Here is a 15,178-nt window from a genome sequence, read left to right as displayed (position 1 = left end):
GCGGCTCAGGGTGCCGCTCCCCCGGAACTCGCGTCCTCGTCCGGTACGACCAGCGTGCCGGCGCCCTCGTCGGTGAGGATCTGCGCCAGGACGGAGTGCTTGACCCGGCCGTCGATGACGCGGGCGCTGCGGACCCCGTTGTTCACGGCGTGCAGGCAGCCCGCCATCTTGGGGATCATCCCGGCGGCCAGCCCGGGCAGCAGCCCGGTCAGTTCGCCGGCGGTCAGCCGGGGGATCACCTCGTCGCTGTCGGGCCAGTTCGCGTACAGGCCCGCGACGTCGGTCAGGACCAGCAGCGTCTCGGCGCCGAGCGCGGCGGCGAGGGCGGCGGCGGCGGTGTCGGCGTTGACGTTGAACACCCCGCCCCCCGCGGCGTCCTTGTCGTCCGCGGGCCGGGCGATGGAGGAGATGACGGGGATGCGTCCGTTGTCGATGAGGGCCTGCACGATCCCGGCGTCGACGTCGGCCACCTCGCCGACGCGGCCGATGTCCACGGGCCGGCCGTCGACCTCCGCGTAGTGCTTGGTGGCGGTCATCAGGCGGGCGTCCTCCCCGGTCAGGCCCACCGCGTGCGGGCCGTGCTCGTTGAGCAGCCCGACGAGCTCGCGCTGCACCTGACCGGCGAGGACCATGCGTACGACGTCCATGGTCTCGTCGGTGGTGACCCGCAGCCCGCCCTCGAACCGGGATTCCAGGCCCAGGCGCCGCAGCTGCGCGCTGATCTGCGGGCCGCCTCCGTGCACCACGACGGGGTTGAGGCCCGCGTGCCGCAGGAAGAGGACGTCCTTGGCGAAGGCCGCCTTCAGGTCGTCGTCGACCATGGCGTTGCCGCCGAACTTGATGACGACGGTCTTGCCGTGGTGGCGGGCCATCCGGGGCAGCGCCTCGATGAGGGCGTGTGCCTTGGGCGGGACCGAACGCTCGGCGGAGCGGCGCGCCCCGCCGTCCGGACGCCCGCCCGGCTGTCCGTCCGGACGTCCGTCCGGCTGTCCGTCCGGATGTCCGGCCGCTCCCGCCACGGCTGCTCGCACTGTCATGAACCCTCCCGGTTGACGGACGTGTCGTTGTCACGCGATCCAGGCGCCGCCATCCGTTTCGTTCGCCTTCGATACGACGGGTGTCGCGGTCGGGAAGGGGCGTCCTCGCGACCTGCCTCAGCGCGTGCGCGCGGGCTGCTCGCAGTACTCGGCGTTCAGGATGGGGAGGAGGGTCTCCGCTCCCCAGTTGGCGTTGTAGTTGTAGGTGAACTGGCGGCGGCCGTCCTCGGTGAAGGTGGCCACGGTGATCCACCCCACCGCGCCTCCGTCGTGGTACCAGACGGAACCGCCGCAGCTCGTCGTGAGCCGCTCGATGCCGAGCCCGTAGGACGAGCCCGGGAAGTCGGGGTTGTCGACCGTCGTCTTCATGGCCGCCAGCTGCTGCGGCGGCAGGAGCCTGCCGCGCATGAGGGCCTCGTAGAACCGGTTCAGATCGGCCGCGCTGGAGATGATGTCGCCGTTGCCCCAGGCCTGGGACCCGTTCATCTCGGTGACGTCGTCGATCCGGTCCGGCTGCGCGCCGAAGAGCTTCGAGTAGCCGCGGCTGCTCGGCCGGGGCAGCTGGGCGCCGGTGCCGGGGTGGGACGTCGCCCTGAGGCCCAGGGGCTCGATGATGCGGTTGCGCACCTCGGCCTCGTACGGCTTGCGGCCGACCTTCTCGACGACGAGCGCGGCCAGGACGTCGTTGGTGCTGGAGTACCAGTGCCGGGCGCCGGGCCGGTACGGCGGCTCGTGGGAGAGGGCCACCCGCACGCGCGTCCGGGGCGTCAGGGTGTCGTACCGGTGCTGGAGGTAGCCGTCGCCCGTCAGGTACGTCTTCGCGTACTCCTCGTCGGCCAGGTAGTCGAACAGGCCGCTGGTGTGGTTGAGGAGCTGCCGTACGGTGATCTCGCGGCCGTCGTTGCCGTTGCCCGTCACGAGGCCCGGAAGGTGCCGCTCCACGGTGTCGTCGAGGCTGAGCTTCTTCTCCGTCTCCATCTGGAGGAGGACCGTCGCCACGAAGGTGTTGGTGATGCCGCCGACGCGGAAGCGGTCGTCCTTGCCGCGCGGCGCTCCCGTCCGCAGGTCGCCCACGCCCGACGCGGACTTCCACACTCCGCCCGCGTCCCGCGCCTCGGCGGTGACGCCGGGGACCCCGGCCGCGACGGCCGCGTCGATCGCGCGCTGCGTCGCCCGGTGGCCGGCCGCCGTGGGGCCGGTGTCGCGCGCCGCCTGGGCGGGAGCCGTCAAGGCGGTGGCCGTGATCGCGGCCGCGACCAGGGCGACCACCCCGGCTCTGTATCTCTTCCCCATCGTCATTCCCCTGAGTCGTCCGGATTTGGCTGATTTCGCACTTGTGTGACCCGTGGGCGGCAGCGTCCTGTGGCTGATGCGGTCCACACCCGGCGCTCACGCGCACAGCGGCGGCGGCCGGGTCGCACGGCTCCGCGATGCGGAACGCGCGCCGGAAGGGGCGCTCGGCACACGGCGGCGCCTGCGGTCACGTGGCGTCCCGTCGACGGGACAACTCCCCCGGGCGGGGCACCTGAACGATCCCGTACCCGGCCGCCGGGAGCTCACCGATGATGCACCGGACGATCGGTTTCATGCCACGGAAAGGGTCGCGGCGCAGTCGTTCGAACGCCGCTCCGGCGCAGCTCCAGACCGCCTCGCGAGACTGCTCGCCGGTTACGTACGCCCTTCCATGGAGGCATGATGGCACGTCAGGCCGGTCACACCGCGGGGTCGCGTGGCGCCCCGGCAACCGCTCTCCCGCAGCCCCAGCCTCGGCAGCCGCGCACTGCGGGGACCGCGCCGCGACGGGGCCAGGTACTGACGACCAAGGTGAGCCTCCAGATGCCGGCCGGGCTGGCCTACGCCGAGTGGGAACGGGCCGGGCGGCAGCTCGCCGACGTCCTCGACTCGTCCTCCTGGTGGCTGGGCGACTGGCTCGTGTACGGCAAGGACCACTACACCGACCGGTACCAGCGCGGGATCCGCGCCGTCGGCCTCTCCTACCAGACCCTGCGCAACTACGCGTGGGTCTCCAGACGCTTCGACCTCGACCGGCGCCGGCCCGCCCTGAGCTTCCAGCACCACGCCGAGCTGGCCTCGATGCCGGTCGAGGAACAGGACCACTGGCTCGACCGCGCCGAGCAGCGGCAGTGGACCACCAAGCAGCTGCGCGACGCCATCCGGGCCGTGCGCCAGGGCGAGCGGCAGCCGGGCGCTCCCGCCGAGCCGAGCCGGCGCCTGGAGGTGCCCGGCAGCCGTGTCGAGTGGTGGGGCCAGGCCGCGGAGCAGCTGGGCGTCGACTTCGAGCAGTGGGTGATGGCCACCTTGGACAGCGCGGCCGCGAGCGCCCTGGAGGACCTCGGCGAGCGGCCGGACCGCAAGGCGGTCTCCGACCTCACGGGCATCAAGGGCCTGGCCGCGCCGGCGGCGGGCACCGCCGAGGAGAACGCGCGCCCCGAGGGTCTCGCGGTACGGACCCGGCCGGTGGCCGTCGGGGCCTGAGGGCCCCTTGCCCGCAGGCCCCGGCACGCCGGCGCGTCACGTCACCTCGCCCCGCGTCACGGCAGGGCACTCATCAGCCCGGCGGTCTCGCGCTGGTACCTGCACGCGCTCTGCCCGAACGACTCCCGTACCCGCTCGCGCACCTCGCCCGGCTGTTCCTGGCTGAGCTTGAACATGCCCTCGGCCCCGGTCACGGTGAACCGGAAGGCCCCCACCTCGGGCACGATCTTGCGGAAGTAGTCGAGCGACCCGGTCATGTCCCAGCCGCTGCCGAACTCCCCCTCGAAGGCCCGTACGGTGGACTGCACCACGCCCAGCGCCTCCTCCGTCGAGTCGATCTTCTCCACCACGCCCCGGACGTGCACCGAGGTGAAGTTCCAGGTCGGGGCGGCCGGGGTCACCCCGTACACCGTGGGCGACACGTAGGAGTGCGGACCGGTGAACGTCAGCAGCAGGACGCTGCCCGACTCCAGGGCCGCCCAGTGCGGATTGGCCCGGTTCATGTGTCCGAGCAGCGTGGCCCCCGTCAGGTCGCCGGACCAGTCGCCGGACGTCTCGGGGTCGAAGATGACCGGCAGGTGCGTGGCGAACGGGCCGTCCTCCCGGCTGCCGTTGGCCGCCGCGAGCGCCAATGGATTACCACGGATCAGGTCCACCATCCACGAACTGTCCGGTTCGCGGTAAAAGCTGGGCACGTACATCCGAATTCACCCTTTCGGCAATTGACTCAGGGCATGGCTCTGGCTCAGTGCATGACTGACGGCACTCCTCCGGAAACACGCCATCGGCCTCGCCACGCAGGGATTCTGCAGATATGCGCCGACCGTACCGGCGTCCCGTCGACAGGACAACGCTTTCGCATATCGAGCAACGCGAGAAGCACTCTCCAATGACCTTCATACCGTCTTCAAGTTGCCTTGGGGCACTCTCCGGAGCAACACTGCATAACGGTCTCTCGGGCCACCGTCCGAGTTTTTCAGACGCAAGCGGGAGAGTTTTCTATGGGCGTAACGGATAGGCGCAGCCAAGAGATCTACGACGTGGTGGGCATCGGGTTCGGCCCGTCCAACATGTCGCTCGCGATCGCCTTGGAGGAGCACGGAGCGAGCGCTCCGCAGCATCCGGTCAGATCCCACTTCTTCGAGCGGCAGCCGTCCTTCGGCTGGCACCGGAACATGCTGCTGCCGTCGACGACCATGCAGATCTCGTTCCTCAAGGACCTGGTGACCTTCCGGAATCCGGTATCCCGGTTCGGCTTCATCTCGTTCCTGCACGCCTCCAACCGGCTGGTGCAGTTCGTGAACAACCAGGACTTCTTCCCGACCCGGCAGGAGTTCCACCAGTACCTGGAGTGGGCGGCCGCCGGGCTCGCCGACCGGGTCACCTACGGCGCCGAGGTCACCTCGATCCGGCCCGTGGCCGAGGCCGGGGCCGGCGCGCCCGACCTGCTGGAGGTCGAGGTGCGCGGCAGCGACGGCACCACCAGCACGGTCACGGCGCGCAACGTGGCCGTCTCGACGGGCCTGGTGCCGCGCCTGCCGGAGGGCGTGAGCGCCGACGAACGCGTGTGGCACAGCTCGGAGTTCCTGACCAAGTTCAACGCGCAGGCCCCGGAGGACCTGAAGAGCGTGGCCGTGGTCGGCGCCGGCCAGAGCGCGGCCGAGATCACCCGCTTCCTGCACGACGCGCTGCCGCACGCCCAGGTCTCCGCGGTCATCCCGTCCTACGGATACTCCGTCGCCGACGACACCCCCTTCGCCAACCAGGTGTTCGACCCGGCCGCGGTGGACGAGTACTACTTCGGCAGCGAGAAGGCGCAGGACGCGTTCTGGCGCTACCACCGCAACACCAACTACTCGGTGGTCGACTCCGACGTCATCCGCTCGCTGTACCAGCGTTCGTACGACGAGCAGGTGCGGGACAGCCGACGGCTGCACTTCCGCAACCTCACCCGGGTCGACGCGGTCGAGCGCGTCGGAAGCGGGGCGCGGGTGGTGCTGCGCTCGCTGCTCGACGACCGGACGGAGGAACTGACGGTCGACGCGCTGGTGTTCGCCACCGGCTACGACGGCCTGGACCCGGCCCGCCTGCTCGGTGACTTCGACCGCCACTTCCAGCGCGACGCGGCGGGCCGGCACCGGGTGGAGCGCGACTACCGCCTCGTCGCCGCTTCCGGACTGACCTGCGGCGTCTACGTCCAGGGCGGCACCGAGCACAGCCACGGCCTGTCGTCGTCGCTGTTGTCGAACATCGCGGTCCGCAGCGGCGAGATCGCCGATTCGATCGTGCTGCGGCGCACCGAGCGGGAGCTGAACCGCACCTCGGCCGCGGAGCGGGAGCCCTCGGCCGCCTGAGACGGCCGGGAGGGGGTGGGCCCCGGTGCTGCGGCCGCAGCACCGGGGCCCACCCCTTGGCGGTTCCCGGGGTACGCCCGGTCGGCCGGTCAGCTCACGCGGCGTCGGCGGCAGCGGCGGCCGCGCCGGCGTCCATCGCGTCCCGCAGGCTCTGCGGCCGCAGGTCGGTCCAGCGCTCCTCCACGTACGCGAGGCACTTGTCGCGGCTCTCCTCGCCGAACACGATGCGCCAGCCGGCGGGCACCGTCGCGAACGAGGGCCACAGTGAATGCTGCTGCTCGTCGTTCACCAGAACCCAGAACCGGCCTTCAGCGTCGTCGAACGGGTTGCTGCTCATGAATGCACTCCAATTCAAGCCGTCCACGATTCACTTTCGAGCGGAAAGTGAACCATCATTCCTCGGTGGCATCGGGCTGGCGATAAGCCAGCCCCGATCATGGCACCTTTCAGGAATCCCGTGGAGGCCTTCGGTGCCCGTTCCTCTCGATATCGGCGACCCGCTGTCCCGTTGCCAGGACTTTTCCCGGTCCGGCGTCGCCAGGGTCGGCGGGACCGCTTGAGGAGTATTTAAAGGATGCTCCATCCGGGCCGCAGAGACTGTCCGTACCGAGTGCGGATCCCCTGGAGATCCCCGGGATCCCCTCGGCGTCCCCCACCACCCCAAGGACACGGACGCAAGCGGAGGCTGAGATCATGACCATCGAGCTGGTGGGCACCGCCGAACTCAACGCCCAGAGCCAGGACTTCGCCGCCCTGTACGCGCAGGTCCAGCAGTTCTACGCGCACCAGATGCGGATCCTGGACGCGCACGACACCGAGCGCTGGGCGGCCACCTTCACCGAGGACGCCGTCTTCGAGACCCCCTCCCTGTCCGTGCCGGTGCGTGCCCGCACCGGACTCGCCGGCTACGTCCGCGCCGGCGCGGAACGGCAGCGGCGGGCCGGCAGCCGCCTCGACCACTGGATCGGCATGCTCGACGTACGGCCCCAGCCGGACGGGGCCCTGCACACCCGCTGCTCGGCCCTCGTGTACGTGACGCCCGCCGGAGGCGGCTCCAAGGTGCTGCACGTGTACGTCATGGAGGACGTCCTGCTGCGCACCCGCGGCGAATGGCGCACCGCACACCGCCGCATAACCCGCGACGACCTGGCCTGAGCCCCGCACGCCCGGTCCGTACCGGACCGCGCACCCCGGCCGTCGGGCGCCGGTTTCCGGTAGCTAGCCTGGACCAACCGCCTTCGCGCCGGCGGTTCTTCGGCCGGAGGCAACCGCGGGTGCGCTCCGGAGACCCGGTCTCCCGAGCAGGGGGAGGCCTGAAGTGACTGGAACGACCACGGGTGACCGGCCGGACACGCCGATGCCGCCTCCGCCGGACGGGGACGTACCCGCCCGCCGGTCCGCCGGGGACCGGCTCCTCGGCGCCGCGCTGATCGCGCTGTCCCTGGTCCCGGCCCTGGCCTGTTTCTTCCTGGCTGCCGAGGTGCTGCCGTCCGACGTCAGCCGGTACGAGGCCTACGCGGCGACCGGGCCCTGCCCCGGGGAGGACTGCCTGCGTACGGTCTCGTTCACCGTCGAGAGCGTGGTGTCCAAGGACTCGGGGAAGAGCACCGTGTACGACGTCATCGTGCACGGCACGCCCTTCGGCAGGGGGTTGGTCCCGTTCGGCGGTGGGGGGCCGCTGGTGAAACAGCTCCGGCCGGGGGACCGGGTGACCGGTACCGTCTGGCGCGGCGACGTCATGGCGCTGAGCCGGGACGGCATCCGGGAAAGCTCCGCCGACGAACCCCGCGACGAAGCCCAGATGACCGCCGGCGTCGCCACGTTCGCGGGCCTGCTGGCGGCCCTGGGGCTGGTACTCGGCACGGTCCGACTGGCCGGACGCGACGGGCACGGGCACCTCGGCTGGCGCCCGTTCGTGAAGCCCATGCTGATCGGGACGGGCATCACCTGCGGCGGGGTGGCGTTCCTCGCCCTCGCCCTCGACGTCCCCTGGTGGGTCGTGCCCGCCGTCGTCGTTCCCTTCGTGGGATACGCGGCCCGGCAGCTCCACCGGTACCGGCGGGCTGCCGTCCGGTAGGGACCGGGTTGTCAAGCGCGGTTGCGATTTCGGCGGGGGTGCGGAAGGGTGGCGCCCATGGTTGTCGGAACCCGTGCGACCCAGGTGGCACTCGGCCCCGAAGAGGAGGCCGAGCTGGACCGGCTGGCCGAGGCCCTGGCGGCGTGCACGCAGGCTCTCGAACAGGCCCGCGGCGCGCTCGGTGAGGCGGCGGGGCGGATCGCCGCACGCTACGAGCGCGGCGGGCCGGCCGCGGTCGCCGCCCGCGTCGGATGGTCCCGCCAGCACGTCTCGACCCTCGCGGCCGCCCACCGGGACACCTCCCGCACCTCCCACGACGACGAGGCCGACGCCGCATGAGCACCGCCGCCGAGCACCCCGGAAACGGCACCGGGCTCCCCCAGCCCGCGATGACCGCGGAGGACCTGCGCGCCGCTCTGGCCCGGGTCGCGCCCGAGGCCGTGCCCTCGTTCGACGCGGAACGGGCGGCCGCCCTCGCCCTGGCCCGCGACCGGGTCAGCTCCGCCCCGGTGCGCAGGTTCCTGCGGCAGTGGGCCCTCTACGTCGCCGTCGAACGGCACCCCGCCCAGGCCGCCCGGCTGCGCGCGCTGGAGGACCGGGCCGCGCACGTCACGGACGTCGACGAGGCCCGTGCCCTCGCCGCCGAGATCGGGCTGATCCTGGACAAGGCGGCCGCCGAAGCCGGCCTTCCGCACGGCGGAGCCGAGTGAGCGCCTGGCGCTGGGAGTACGACCCCGACGCCGAGCACGTCATCAAGGGCCTCCCATCGCACGTGGTCGACGAGGTCGAACGGCTGGCGGGTGAGCTCGTCGTCCTCGCCGGCGTCGGCGTCGACGTCGGTGACATCGGTGAAGGTCCGCGCCGGGGCGTGTCGGGCGGCCTGCGCCGGATCCCGCTCCTGGACGACGGATGGTTCTACGCCCTCGCCCTGCCGCGCCTCCGGCTCATCGCGATCGTCCGCGTCATCCCGCCGTACGAAGTCCTGTGACCGCGGCCGTTGAACGGGGTCTCGGGGGTGGGGGGTTCGGTGTGACCGAGACTGGGGGTCTGCCGACGCACGCACCGGGGGGTGTCCCCCGATACCTGGAGCGCCTTTGTGATCATCGATCTCGTTGTGATCTACACGGACCGGCTCGACGCCTGTCGTGACTTCTACGGCCTGCTGGGCCTCGTGTTCGTGCCGGAGCAGCACGGGAGCGGGCCCGAGCACCATGCCGCCACGCTCGCCGACGGCGGTGTCCTCGAGCTCTACCCGGCGACCAGGCGGCCGCCGACCGGGTACCTGCGCCTCGGGCTCACCGCGCCCGCGCACGGGACCCGGTTCCTGCCTGCGGGCCGGCACACCCTGACCGACCCGGACGGGCGGACGGTGGTGCTGACCGTCCCGGAGGAGCACGGGCCGGCCTAGGCCGGGGCGGGTGGGCGCCAACAGGGGCCGGGCCGGGGGTCCTTATGATCCGGAGATGGCTTCTCATGATGTCGGAAGGCCTCCCGGGCGTGCGGTCGGTCTGCTGGGGCGGTGGTGGATGGCGTCACCCGCGTGCTTCGTGGCGGCGGTGCTCGTCGGCGCCTTCGCGCAGACGCGGTACCTCGTCGACGAGTGGGCCTTGGCGGCCTTGGTGTGGGCGGGGCTGGGCGGTCTGGTGCTCGCGCCGGCCGTCGGGCTGGGGATCGCCCTGTTCGGAGGGCGCAGGGACGTCCTGCGGCGCTTCGCCGTCATGGGCGCGGTGTCCGCCGTCGCGGTCCTGCTCTTCTTCGCGTTCTGGGAATTCGCCTCCGAGTGCCCGGACGGATACCACTGCTGATGACGCGCACGAGGACGGGCGCGGTGTGCGCGGTGGCGGTCGCGGCCGCCGTCGGCGGCCTGGTGACCGCCCTGGACGACTACGCCGTGCCGGCCGGGCCCTTCGCGCGGAGCGCCGCGTGTACGGACGTGGTCGGCCGGCTGCCCGAGCGGCTGCTCGGGCGGGACCGCGACGCGGTCGAGGGAGCCGGCGCGGCCGGGTGGGGCGGCGGGGCCGTGGTCCTGCGGTGCGGGGTGCGGCCGCCGGCACCGACCGTCGACACCTGCATGAACGTGAACGGCGTCGACTGGGTGCTCGACGACGAGCGGGCGAAGCGCGGCGACGGGTGGGTCTTCACCGTGTACGGGACCGACCCGGCGGTCGAGGTGTCCTTCAAGGAGAGCCGTCAGCTCGCGGGGGACGCCCTGGTGGCGGTCGGCGGCAGTCTGGGGGGGTTGGTACGGAAGTCCAGGTGCCTCGCCCTGAGTGACACCTGAGTCACGGTGCGTACAGCGTGTGCGAGTGCGGCCGGTATGGGAGAGGCTGGGTGTGATCGCAGGGCGAGGAGGGTTCCGTGGACGTATCACGCAGGGCGCGGACGGGCGCCGCACTGTTCGCGGCGGCGGCGCTGCTGACCACCATCGTGCCGGCCTCCGCCGCCACCTCCGCCCCCGCCCGGGTCGATCCCGATCCGGTCGTGGTCGTCGACTGCTTCGCGCAGGCCCAGGTGCGGCCCGAGGAGTACCTGCTGGCCTGCGGTGACGGGAACAACCGCCTCGTCGACCTGCGCTGGCACGACTGGGGAACACGGACCGCGACGGCCACCGGCACCGACATGGTGAACGACTGCCGTCCGTACTGCGCGGCGGGCCGCTTCCGCGCGTACCCGGTGACGGTGACCCTGGCGAACCCCGAGCGCTGGCCCGACCACCCCGACCTGGACCGGTTCACGACGATGCGGCTCCTCTACACCGACACGGCGCCGCACCCGGTCCCGAAGGACAGCACCTACAAGCTGACGTGGTGATCCGGCCGGCGGCCCGTCAGGGGTCGGGCCAGTCGGCGTCGACGAATCCCATCTTCCGGTTCATGGCGATGGCGTTCGTGTTGGCCGGGTGGTGGAGCGTGCGGATCTCGCAGGCCCCGTACAGGCCGGCGAAGCGGGTGCCGATCGTCTTCATGGCGATGGACAGGCCTCGGCCGCGGTGGCCGGCCCGGACGCCGGTCATCTCGTTGAGGAGGTAGCCGTCGTGGTGGGAGGTCGCGGCCATGCCCACCCAGGCGTCGCCGTCGAGGGCGAGGACGATGCCGCGCGGGTCGTAGGAGGGGGTGTCGAAGCGGCGCGCGAGGTACTCGTCGTACGTGTGGAACCCGCCCCGCTCCGGGATGTCGGCGGAACAGGTCCTGTCGAGTTCGTACAGGGCCCGGCGGTGCCCGGGGGTGTCGCCGAGGTCGGCGAGGGTCGTCAGCCGGATGTCCTCGCGGCGGGCCCTCGCCACGTACGCGCCGAAGCGCCGGGCGTCGAAGGCGGTCAGGTCGAGTGCGAGCTTCACCCACTGGGGTCCGGTGCGTATCGGCATGCCCCCATCCAACCGTGCCGCGTCCCTGGTGGGGAGGGGCGGTGGACGGTACGCGCCCACCGGCGGCCGCCCTCCCCCGCGCCGACTCCCCTCACCTGCGCGTGCGGGGTCTAGGGCTGTTCGTTCGGGAAGCGGGCGAGGGGGGTTTCGCGCTCGAAGAAGGTCTTGGCGCGGACCATCGCGCGTGCGTCGTCGCGTACCTGGCCGGGGCGGGAGCCGTTGCCGAGGAGGACGCCGCCGAAGTGCATGCGCAGGTAGGCGGCCGTGTTGGTGAGGGTGGTGGCCAGGCCGTCGGCGACGGCTTCGTCGTACTCCGCCATGGCCGTGACGCCCCACAGGGTGCGGCCCGCCATGCGCTGCTTGAAGTCCAGCTCCGGGACCGCCAGCCAGCCGGACCAGTAGTCGAGGTAGCGCTTGGTGTGGGCGGAGACGGTGTACCAGTACAGGGGTGAGGCGAGGACTATGTCCGTGGCCTCCAGGGTGGCCTGCCGCAGGGCCAGTTCGTTCTCGTCCGGCGTCCAGGCGCCGCCCTCGTGACGGCCGTCCTGGAAGTCGGGCAGCGGGAGGCGGGCCAGGTCCACCCAGGTCTGCGGAACGCCGGCGGGCAGTTGAGCGGCGGCCTCGCGGGCGAGGATCTCGGTGTTGCCGTCGGGGCGGGAACTGCCGAGTACGAAGAGGAACGAGCGGGCGGCGTCGGTCGTCATGTCTGCTCCGGTGCGGGTACGGGGCCGGTCGGTTGCGTTCGACGCCTCCAACCACCGTGTCCGCCGGGGATATTCCGTCGGCCTGCCGGTCTGTCAGATCCGCCGCCCCGGCCCGGTCGGGGGCTCGGGCGGCGGACCCGGCGGGGCCGCGGTCAGAGCGGGCGGACCTGCTCGGCCTGGGGGCCCTTCGGGCCCTGCGAGGTGGAGAACTCCACCCGCTGGTTCTCGTCGAGCGAGCGGTAGCCCGTGGAGTCGATCGCGGAGAAGTGCACGAAGACGTCGGGAGTGCCGTCGTCCGGAGCGATGAAACCGAACCCCTTCTCGGCGTTGAACCACTTCACAGTGCCCTGAGCCATGCCGTGCCTTCCGTCCGTCGGGCCCGGCGCTGTCGTCGCGCCCGGCTCCCGCGCTCATTACTCCCCAGCCTCCGGCGGGTGAAACGGGCATGGCCGTGCCCCCGCCGGGGGCGGGGGCACGTGGCGTCGGGGTGGGTCAGTGGCGGTGCCAGCCGCGCAGGGCGGCGCCGGTGAGGACGGCGTCGACGGCCGTGGTCACCGATGCCGGGGGGAGCTCGGGGGTGGTCAGGGTCAGGGTGGCGGTGGAGCCGGCGCAGGAGTCGACGGTGGCGCTCCAATCGGTGGGGAGCTGGGCGATCAGACGGATCGCGGCGGTTTCCGGGGTCGCGTCGGCGGGGCCTTCGATCCGGATGTGGTGCTCCGTGGCCATCGGTGACTCCTGCGTGCTTGAGGTGCGGGTGGGTCAGTTGTTGCGGCGGGCGCGGCTCAGCTGGAAGGTGCCCGCGGCGAGGGCGACGAGGATCGCGGCGCCGCCGCCGTAGCGCAGGGTGTTGTCGACGTCGCTCGCGACCAGGGCGATCTCGGCGCAGGCCAGGATCGCCAGGAGGGCGGCGATGAGGGTGGTGGAGCGCTGGGAGGTGCTGGCGGCCATGGTGTTTCTCCTTGGATGAGGGGTGGTGGGGTCCGGGTGGAAGGGGTCGGTCAGTCGCCGAGCTTGAGGGCCTGGCGGAAGGAGAGCCGTCCGCCGGTCTGCATGAGGGCGCGGCGGTAGATCCGCTCGCTGGTGAGGATGACCAGGACGGCCGCGGCGAGGGAGACGAGGAGGGAGAGCGCGGGTTCCCACCAGGTGGTGTCGCCGGCGACGATGCGGCCGGGCATGGTGATGGTGGAGGTCAGGGGCAGGAAGGACAGCACGGTCTGGGCGGTGCCGGAGGCGGAGATCCCGGCGATGAAGACGACCGCGACGATCGCGTTGACCGGGGTGGTGGTGGACTGGATGTCCTCGGTGCGGGTCGCGATCGCGCCGGCGGCGGCGAACACGCAGGCCAGGACGGCGATTCCGACGACGTAGTAGACGAGGAACCAGCCGAGGCCGGCGGTGACCTGGCCGAGGGTCTCGCTCTCGCCCATGGCGACGAGGCCGATGGCCGCGGCCGCGGCGAAGGCGAGCATCTGGGTGAGGGCGAGGACCGTGGAGCCGACGATCTTTCCGACGAGGAGGTCGCGCAGCCGGATGGAGCTGGCGATGATCTCCACGATCCGGTTCTGCTTCTCCTCGACGATGCTGGTGGCGAGGGAGACGCCGAGCAGGACGGCGGCGAGGTAGAAGAGGAAGCCGAAGAAGTAGACCGCCATGTGGACGACCGCTTCGGGGGTCTCGTCCGGTGAGAGCAGGGTGTGCTGGAGTGCCGCGCCGCGGGTGAGGGCGTCGAGGCTGGTGCCGGCGCCGGTGGCGTTGGCTTCGAGGGCGGTGTTCTGGACGGCGGCGCCGATCCAGGTGGAGGCGGTGGGGTCCCGGTCGGTCTTGCCGAGCAGGGTCCAGCCCTCGGGGGTGCGGATCAGGCCCGCTTCGACGTCGCCGGAGCGGACGGCCTCCCGTACGGCTTCCTCGGAGGCCTCGGCCTTGACGGTGATCTCGACGTCCTGGCCCGCCCGGTCGGCGAGGGCGACGGCCTGCTGGACGAGGCGGCCGCTGTCGGCGCCGACGGCGGCGACGCTGATCTTCCCGGCGGTGGAGGCGAGGTAGACCTGGAGGGCGACCGCGCCGAGGATCAGGGCGAGGGTGGCCAGGGTGGAGAGCAGGAACCCGCGGTCGCGGATCTTGACGGCGATCTCGCGGGCGGTGACGATCCGCCAGGCCGCCTCGCGGCGCTCTGCGGCGGGGCGCGGTGCCGGCGTGGCGGGTGCCGGGGCGGGGGCGGTGGGGGCGGTGGTGCGTTCGGTGGTGAGGGTGCTGCTCATGCTGCCGTCATCTCCCTGAATACGTCGGCGACACTGGGGACGATCTCGGCGAACTCGCGTACCGATCCTCGGCGCAGTGCCTCCGCCAGGAGCCGGTCGGCCGCGTCGGCGGCGGCCACTTCGACGAGGGCGGCGCCCTCGTGTTCCTCGATGACGGTCACTCCCCGGACCTCGTGGATCCAGCGGGTCGGGCCGCCGGTGACCAGGCGGTGGCGGACGGTGCCGCGGCGGCGCAGCACGTCGGAGGTGCCCTGGGCGAGGACGCGGCCGCCGGAGAGGAAGACCAGGTCGTCGCAGAGCCGTTCGACGAGTTCGAGCTGGTGGGAGGAGAACAGCACCGGGACCCCCCGGTCGGTGTGTTCGCGCAGGAGGTCGGCCATGCTGTCGACGGCGTGCGGGTCCAGTCCGGAGAACGGCTCGTCCAGGACGAGCAGGTGCGGGTCGCCGATGAGGGCGGCGGCGATCTGGACGCGCTGCTGGTTGCCCAGGGACAGGGATTCCAGGCGGGCGTCGCGCTTGTCGGCGAGGGAGAGCCGCTCCAGGAGAGCCGTGGCGGAGCGCTGGGCGCCGGCCTGGCCGAGGCCGCGGAGCCGGCCGAGGTAGACGAGCTGGCTGAGGACGGACTGCTTGGGGTACAGGCCGCGTTCCTCCGGCATGTAGCCGAAGCCGCGGCGGTCCGCGTCGGTGGCGAGGTCGTCGTTCCAGCGGATCTCGCCGCCGTTCAGCGACAGCACGCCCATGATCATGCGCATGGTGGTGGTCTTCCCGGCGCCGTTCCCGCCGACGAAGCCGGTCATCCGGCCGTCGTCGACGCGGAAGGAGACGTGGCTGACCGCGGTGTGTTCGCCGAAGCGCCTCACCACGTTGTCCAGTTCCAGCATGGGGTTC

The 15,178-nt window shown here is 72.0% G+C and carries 22 protein-coding genes; 11 read left to right on the top strand and 11 right to left on the bottom strand.

Annotated features, from left to right (window positions below):
- Positions 1-5: 5 nt before the first annotated feature.
- Positions 6-1,037 carry an acetylglutamate kinase gene (gene argB, locus AC07B0_RS35645; RefSeq protein ID WP_478900038.1) on the bottom strand — a complete coding sequence of 344 codons (1,032 nt, stop codon included), beginning with the start codon at positions 1,035-1,037 and terminating at the stop codon, positions 6-8.
- 117 nt (positions 1,038-1,154) lie between these two features.
- Positions 1,155-2,336, bottom strand: coding sequence for a serine hydrolase domain-containing protein (locus AC07B0_RS35640; RefSeq protein WP_478900037.1), 1,182 nt, complete (start codon positions 2,334-2,336; stop codon positions 1,155-1,157).
- A gap of 525 nt (positions 2,337-2,861) precedes the next feature.
- On the opposite strand from AC07B0_RS35640, the gene AC07B0_RS35635 reads away from it, so the two are divergent.
- Positions 2,862-3,533 (top strand): LmbU family transcriptional regulator, encoded by a 672-nt coding sequence (locus AC07B0_RS35635; RefSeq protein WP_356879846.1) that lies wholly within the window; start codon positions 2,862-2,864, stop codon positions 3,531-3,533.
- A 56-nt stretch (positions 3,534-3,589) separates the two neighbouring features.
- On the opposite strand, the gene AC07B0_RS35630 is transcribed toward AC07B0_RS35635, so the two are convergent.
- Positions 3,590-4,234, bottom strand: a complete 645-nt coding sequence (locus tag AC07B0_RS35630) for an FMN-binding negative transcriptional regulator (RefSeq protein WP_356879848.1) — start codon at positions 4,232-4,234, stop codon at positions 3,590-3,592.
- Positions 4,235-4,534: 300 nt separating this feature from the next.
- Here AC07B0_RS35630 and AC07B0_RS35625 point away from each other — a divergent pair, with 300 nt between their 5' ends.
- On the top strand, positions 4,535-5,887 hold the full coding sequence (locus tag AC07B0_RS35625) for a lysine N(6)-hydroxylase/L-ornithine N(5)-oxygenase family protein (RefSeq protein WP_356879850.1): 1,353 nt from the start codon (positions 4,535-4,537) through the stop codon (positions 5,885-5,887).
- Between the two features lie 94 nt (positions 5,888-5,981).
- Here the strand turns inward: AC07B0_RS35625 and AC07B0_RS35620 are convergent, their stop codons facing one another.
- A complete protein-coding gene (locus AC07B0_RS35620; protein ID WP_467298886.1) occupies positions 5,982-6,224 on the bottom strand; it encodes an MbtH family protein in 243 nt (80 codons plus the stop codon).
- Between the two features lie 356 nt (positions 6,225-6,580).
- Here AC07B0_RS35620 and AC07B0_RS35615 point away from each other — a divergent pair, with 356 nt between their 5' ends.
- The 9 genes from AC07B0_RS35615 to AC07B0_RS35575 all read left to right on the top strand — a co-directional run bounded on the left by AC07B0_RS35615 (position 6,581) and on the right by AC07B0_RS35575 (position 10,775).
- Complete coding sequence (locus AC07B0_RS35615; protein ID WP_469382548.1) at positions 6,581-7,042, top strand: nuclear transport factor 2 family protein; 462 nt, start codon at positions 6,581-6,583, stop codon at positions 7,040-7,042.
- Positions 7,043-7,205: 163 nt separating this feature from the next.
- On the top strand, positions 7,206-7,964 hold the full coding sequence (locus AC07B0_RS35610; RefSeq protein ID WP_478900035.1) for a hypothetical protein: 759 nt from the start codon (positions 7,206-7,208) through the stop codon (positions 7,962-7,964).
- A 57-nt stretch (positions 7,965-8,021) separates the two neighbouring features.
- A complete protein-coding gene (locus AC07B0_RS35605; protein WP_478900034.1) occupies positions 8,022-8,303 on the top strand; it encodes a hypothetical protein in 282 nt (93 codons plus the stop codon).
- Entirely contained in the window at positions 8,300-8,674 is a 375-nt protein-coding gene (locus AC07B0_RS35600; protein ID WP_478900032.1) for a DUF6247 family protein, read from the top strand. The genes AC07B0_RS35605 and AC07B0_RS35600 overlap by 4 nt, the downstream gene beginning before the upstream one ends.
- Complete coding sequence (locus tag AC07B0_RS35595) at positions 8,671-8,952, top strand: hypothetical protein (protein WP_478900031.1); 282 nt, start codon at positions 8,671-8,673, stop codon at positions 8,950-8,952. Before AC07B0_RS35600 ends, AC07B0_RS35595 begins: the two co-directional genes overlap by 4 nt.
- 108 nt (positions 8,953-9,060) lie before the next feature.
- Complete coding sequence (locus tag AC07B0_RS35590; protein WP_469382545.1) at positions 9,061-9,372, top strand: VOC family protein; 312 nt, start codon at positions 9,061-9,063, stop codon at positions 9,370-9,372.
- 55 nt (positions 9,373-9,427) lie between these two features.
- A complete protein-coding gene (locus tag AC07B0_RS35585; protein WP_356879862.1) occupies positions 9,428-9,769 on the top strand; it encodes a hypothetical protein in 342 nt (113 codons plus the stop codon).
- Positions 9,769-10,245 carry a DUF3515 family protein gene (locus tag AC07B0_RS35580; RefSeq protein WP_478865456.1) on the top strand — a complete coding sequence of 159 codons (477 nt, stop codon included), beginning with the start codon at positions 9,769-9,771 and terminating at the stop codon, positions 10,243-10,245. Before AC07B0_RS35585 ends, AC07B0_RS35580 begins: the two co-directional genes overlap by 1 nt.
- Before the next feature lie 77 nt (positions 10,246-10,322).
- Positions 10,323-10,775 carry a hypothetical protein gene (locus AC07B0_RS35575; RefSeq protein ID WP_467298903.1) on the top strand — a complete coding sequence of 151 codons (453 nt, stop codon included), beginning with the start codon at positions 10,323-10,325 and terminating at the stop codon, positions 10,773-10,775.
- Between the two features lie 16 nt (positions 10,776-10,791).
- Here AC07B0_RS35575 and AC07B0_RS35570 read toward each other — a convergent pair whose 3' ends face one another.
- The 7 genes from AC07B0_RS35570 to AC07B0_RS35540 all read right to left on the bottom strand — a co-directional run bounded on the left by AC07B0_RS35570 (position 10,792) and on the right by AC07B0_RS35540 (position 15,171).
- Positions 10,792-11,328 (bottom strand): GNAT family N-acetyltransferase, encoded by a 537-nt coding sequence (locus tag AC07B0_RS35570; protein WP_478900028.1) that lies wholly within the window; start codon positions 11,326-11,328, stop codon positions 10,792-10,794.
- A 110-nt stretch (positions 11,329-11,438) separates the two neighbouring features.
- Positions 11,439-12,032 carry a flavodoxin family protein gene (locus tag AC07B0_RS35565; RefSeq protein ID WP_356883020.1) on the bottom strand — a complete coding sequence of 198 codons (594 nt, stop codon included), beginning with the start codon at positions 12,030-12,032 and terminating at the stop codon, positions 11,439-11,441.
- 152 nt (positions 12,033-12,184) lie between these two features.
- Complete coding sequence (locus AC07B0_RS35560; RefSeq protein WP_356883022.1) at positions 12,185-12,388, bottom strand: cold-shock protein; 204 nt, start codon at positions 12,386-12,388, stop codon at positions 12,185-12,187.
- 136 nt (positions 12,389-12,524) lie between these two features.
- The gene (locus AC07B0_RS35555; RefSeq protein ID WP_478900027.1) at positions 12,525-12,758 is read right to left on the bottom strand and encodes a hypothetical protein; all 234 of its coding nucleotides are present in this window, start codon (positions 12,756-12,758) and stop codon (positions 12,525-12,527) included.
- A gap of 33 nt (positions 12,759-12,791) precedes the next feature.
- The gene (locus AC07B0_RS35550; RefSeq protein WP_356883026.1) at positions 12,792-12,980 is read right to left on the bottom strand and encodes a hypothetical protein; all 189 of its coding nucleotides are present in this window, start codon (positions 12,978-12,980) and stop codon (positions 12,792-12,794) included.
- A gap of 50 nt (positions 12,981-13,030) precedes the next feature.
- Positions 13,031-14,290: an ABC transporter permease gene (locus AC07B0_RS35545; RefSeq protein WP_356883028.1), complete on the bottom strand. Its 1,260-nt coding sequence runs from the start codon at positions 14,288-14,290 to the stop codon at positions 13,031-13,033.
- Positions 14,287-15,171, bottom strand: a complete 885-nt coding sequence (locus AC07B0_RS35540; protein ID WP_356883030.1) for an ABC transporter ATP-binding protein — start codon at positions 15,169-15,171, stop codon at positions 14,287-14,289. Before AC07B0_RS35540 ends, AC07B0_RS35545 begins: the two co-directional genes overlap by 4 nt.
- Between the last annotated feature and the right edge of the window lie 7 nt (positions 15,172-15,178).

This window comes from Streptomyces sp. NPDC044704 (assembly GCF_056433525.1).
The sequence above is the reverse complement of the archived record's forward strand: the minus strand, read 5'-3'. Positions and strand labels throughout refer to the sequence as shown.

Excerpts from the sequence above, each read along its gene's own strand:
- argB (WP_478900038.1), bottom strand. The coding sequence starts at position 1,037 with ATGACAGTGCGAGCAGCCGTGGCGGGAGCGGCCGGACATCCGGACGGA.
- AC07B0_RS35600 (WP_478900032.1), top strand. The coding sequence starts at position 8,300 with ATGAGCACCGCCGCCGAGCACCCCGGAAACGGCACCGGGCTCCCCCAG.
- AC07B0_RS35550 (WP_356883026.1), bottom strand. The coding sequence starts at position 12,980 with ATGGCCGCCAGCACCTCCCAGCGCTCCACCACCCTCATCGCCGCCCTC.
- AC07B0_RS35545 (WP_356883028.1), bottom strand. The coding sequence starts at position 14,290 with ATGAGCAGCACCCTCACCACCGAACGCACCACCGCCCCCACCGCCCCC.
- AC07B0_RS35565 (WP_356883020.1), bottom strand. The coding sequence starts at position 12,032 with ATGACGACCGACGCCGCCCGCTCGTTCCTCTTCGTACTCGGCAGTTCC.
- AC07B0_RS35580 (WP_478865456.1), top strand. The coding sequence starts at position 9,769 with ATGACGCGCACGAGGACGGGCGCGGTGTGCGCGGTGGCGGTCGCGGCC.
- AC07B0_RS35570 (WP_478900028.1), bottom strand. The coding sequence starts at position 11,328 with ATGCCGATACGCACCGGACCCCAGTGGGTGAAGCTCGCACTCGACCTG.
- AC07B0_RS35615 (WP_469382548.1), top strand. The coding sequence starts at position 6,581 with ATGACCATCGAGCTGGTGGGCACCGCCGAACTCAACGCCCAGAGCCAG.
- AC07B0_RS35640 (WP_478900037.1), bottom strand. The coding sequence starts at position 2,336 with ATGACGATGGGGAAGAGATACAGAGCCGGGGTGGTCGCCCTGGTCGCG.
- AC07B0_RS35555 (WP_478900027.1), bottom strand. The coding sequence starts at position 12,758 with ATGGCCACGGAGCACCACATCCGGATCGAAGGCCCCGCCGACGCGACC.
- AC07B0_RS35630 (WP_356879848.1), bottom strand. The coding sequence starts at position 4,234 with ATGTACGTGCCCAGCTTTTACCGCGAACCGGACAGTTCGTGGATGGTG.
- AC07B0_RS35620 (WP_467298886.1), bottom strand. The coding sequence starts at position 6,224 with ATGAGCAGCAACCCGTTCGACGACGCTGAAGGCCGGTTCTGGGTTCTG.
- AC07B0_RS35540 (WP_356883030.1), bottom strand. The coding sequence starts at position 15,171 with ATGCTGGAACTGGACAACGTGGTGAGGCGCTTCGGCGAACACACCGCG.
- AC07B0_RS35625 (WP_356879850.1), top strand. The coding sequence starts at position 4,535 with ATGGGCGTAACGGATAGGCGCAGCCAAGAGATCTACGACGTGGTGGGC.
- AC07B0_RS35585 (WP_356879862.1), top strand. The coding sequence starts at position 9,428 with ATGGCTTCTCATGATGTCGGAAGGCCTCCCGGGCGTGCGGTCGGTCTG.
- AC07B0_RS35605 (WP_478900034.1), top strand. The coding sequence starts at position 8,022 with ATGGTTGTCGGAACCCGTGCGACCCAGGTGGCACTCGGCCCCGAAGAG.
- AC07B0_RS35560 (WP_356883022.1), bottom strand. The coding sequence starts at position 12,388 with ATGGCTCAGGGCACTGTGAAGTGGTTCAACGCCGAGAAGGGGTTCGGT.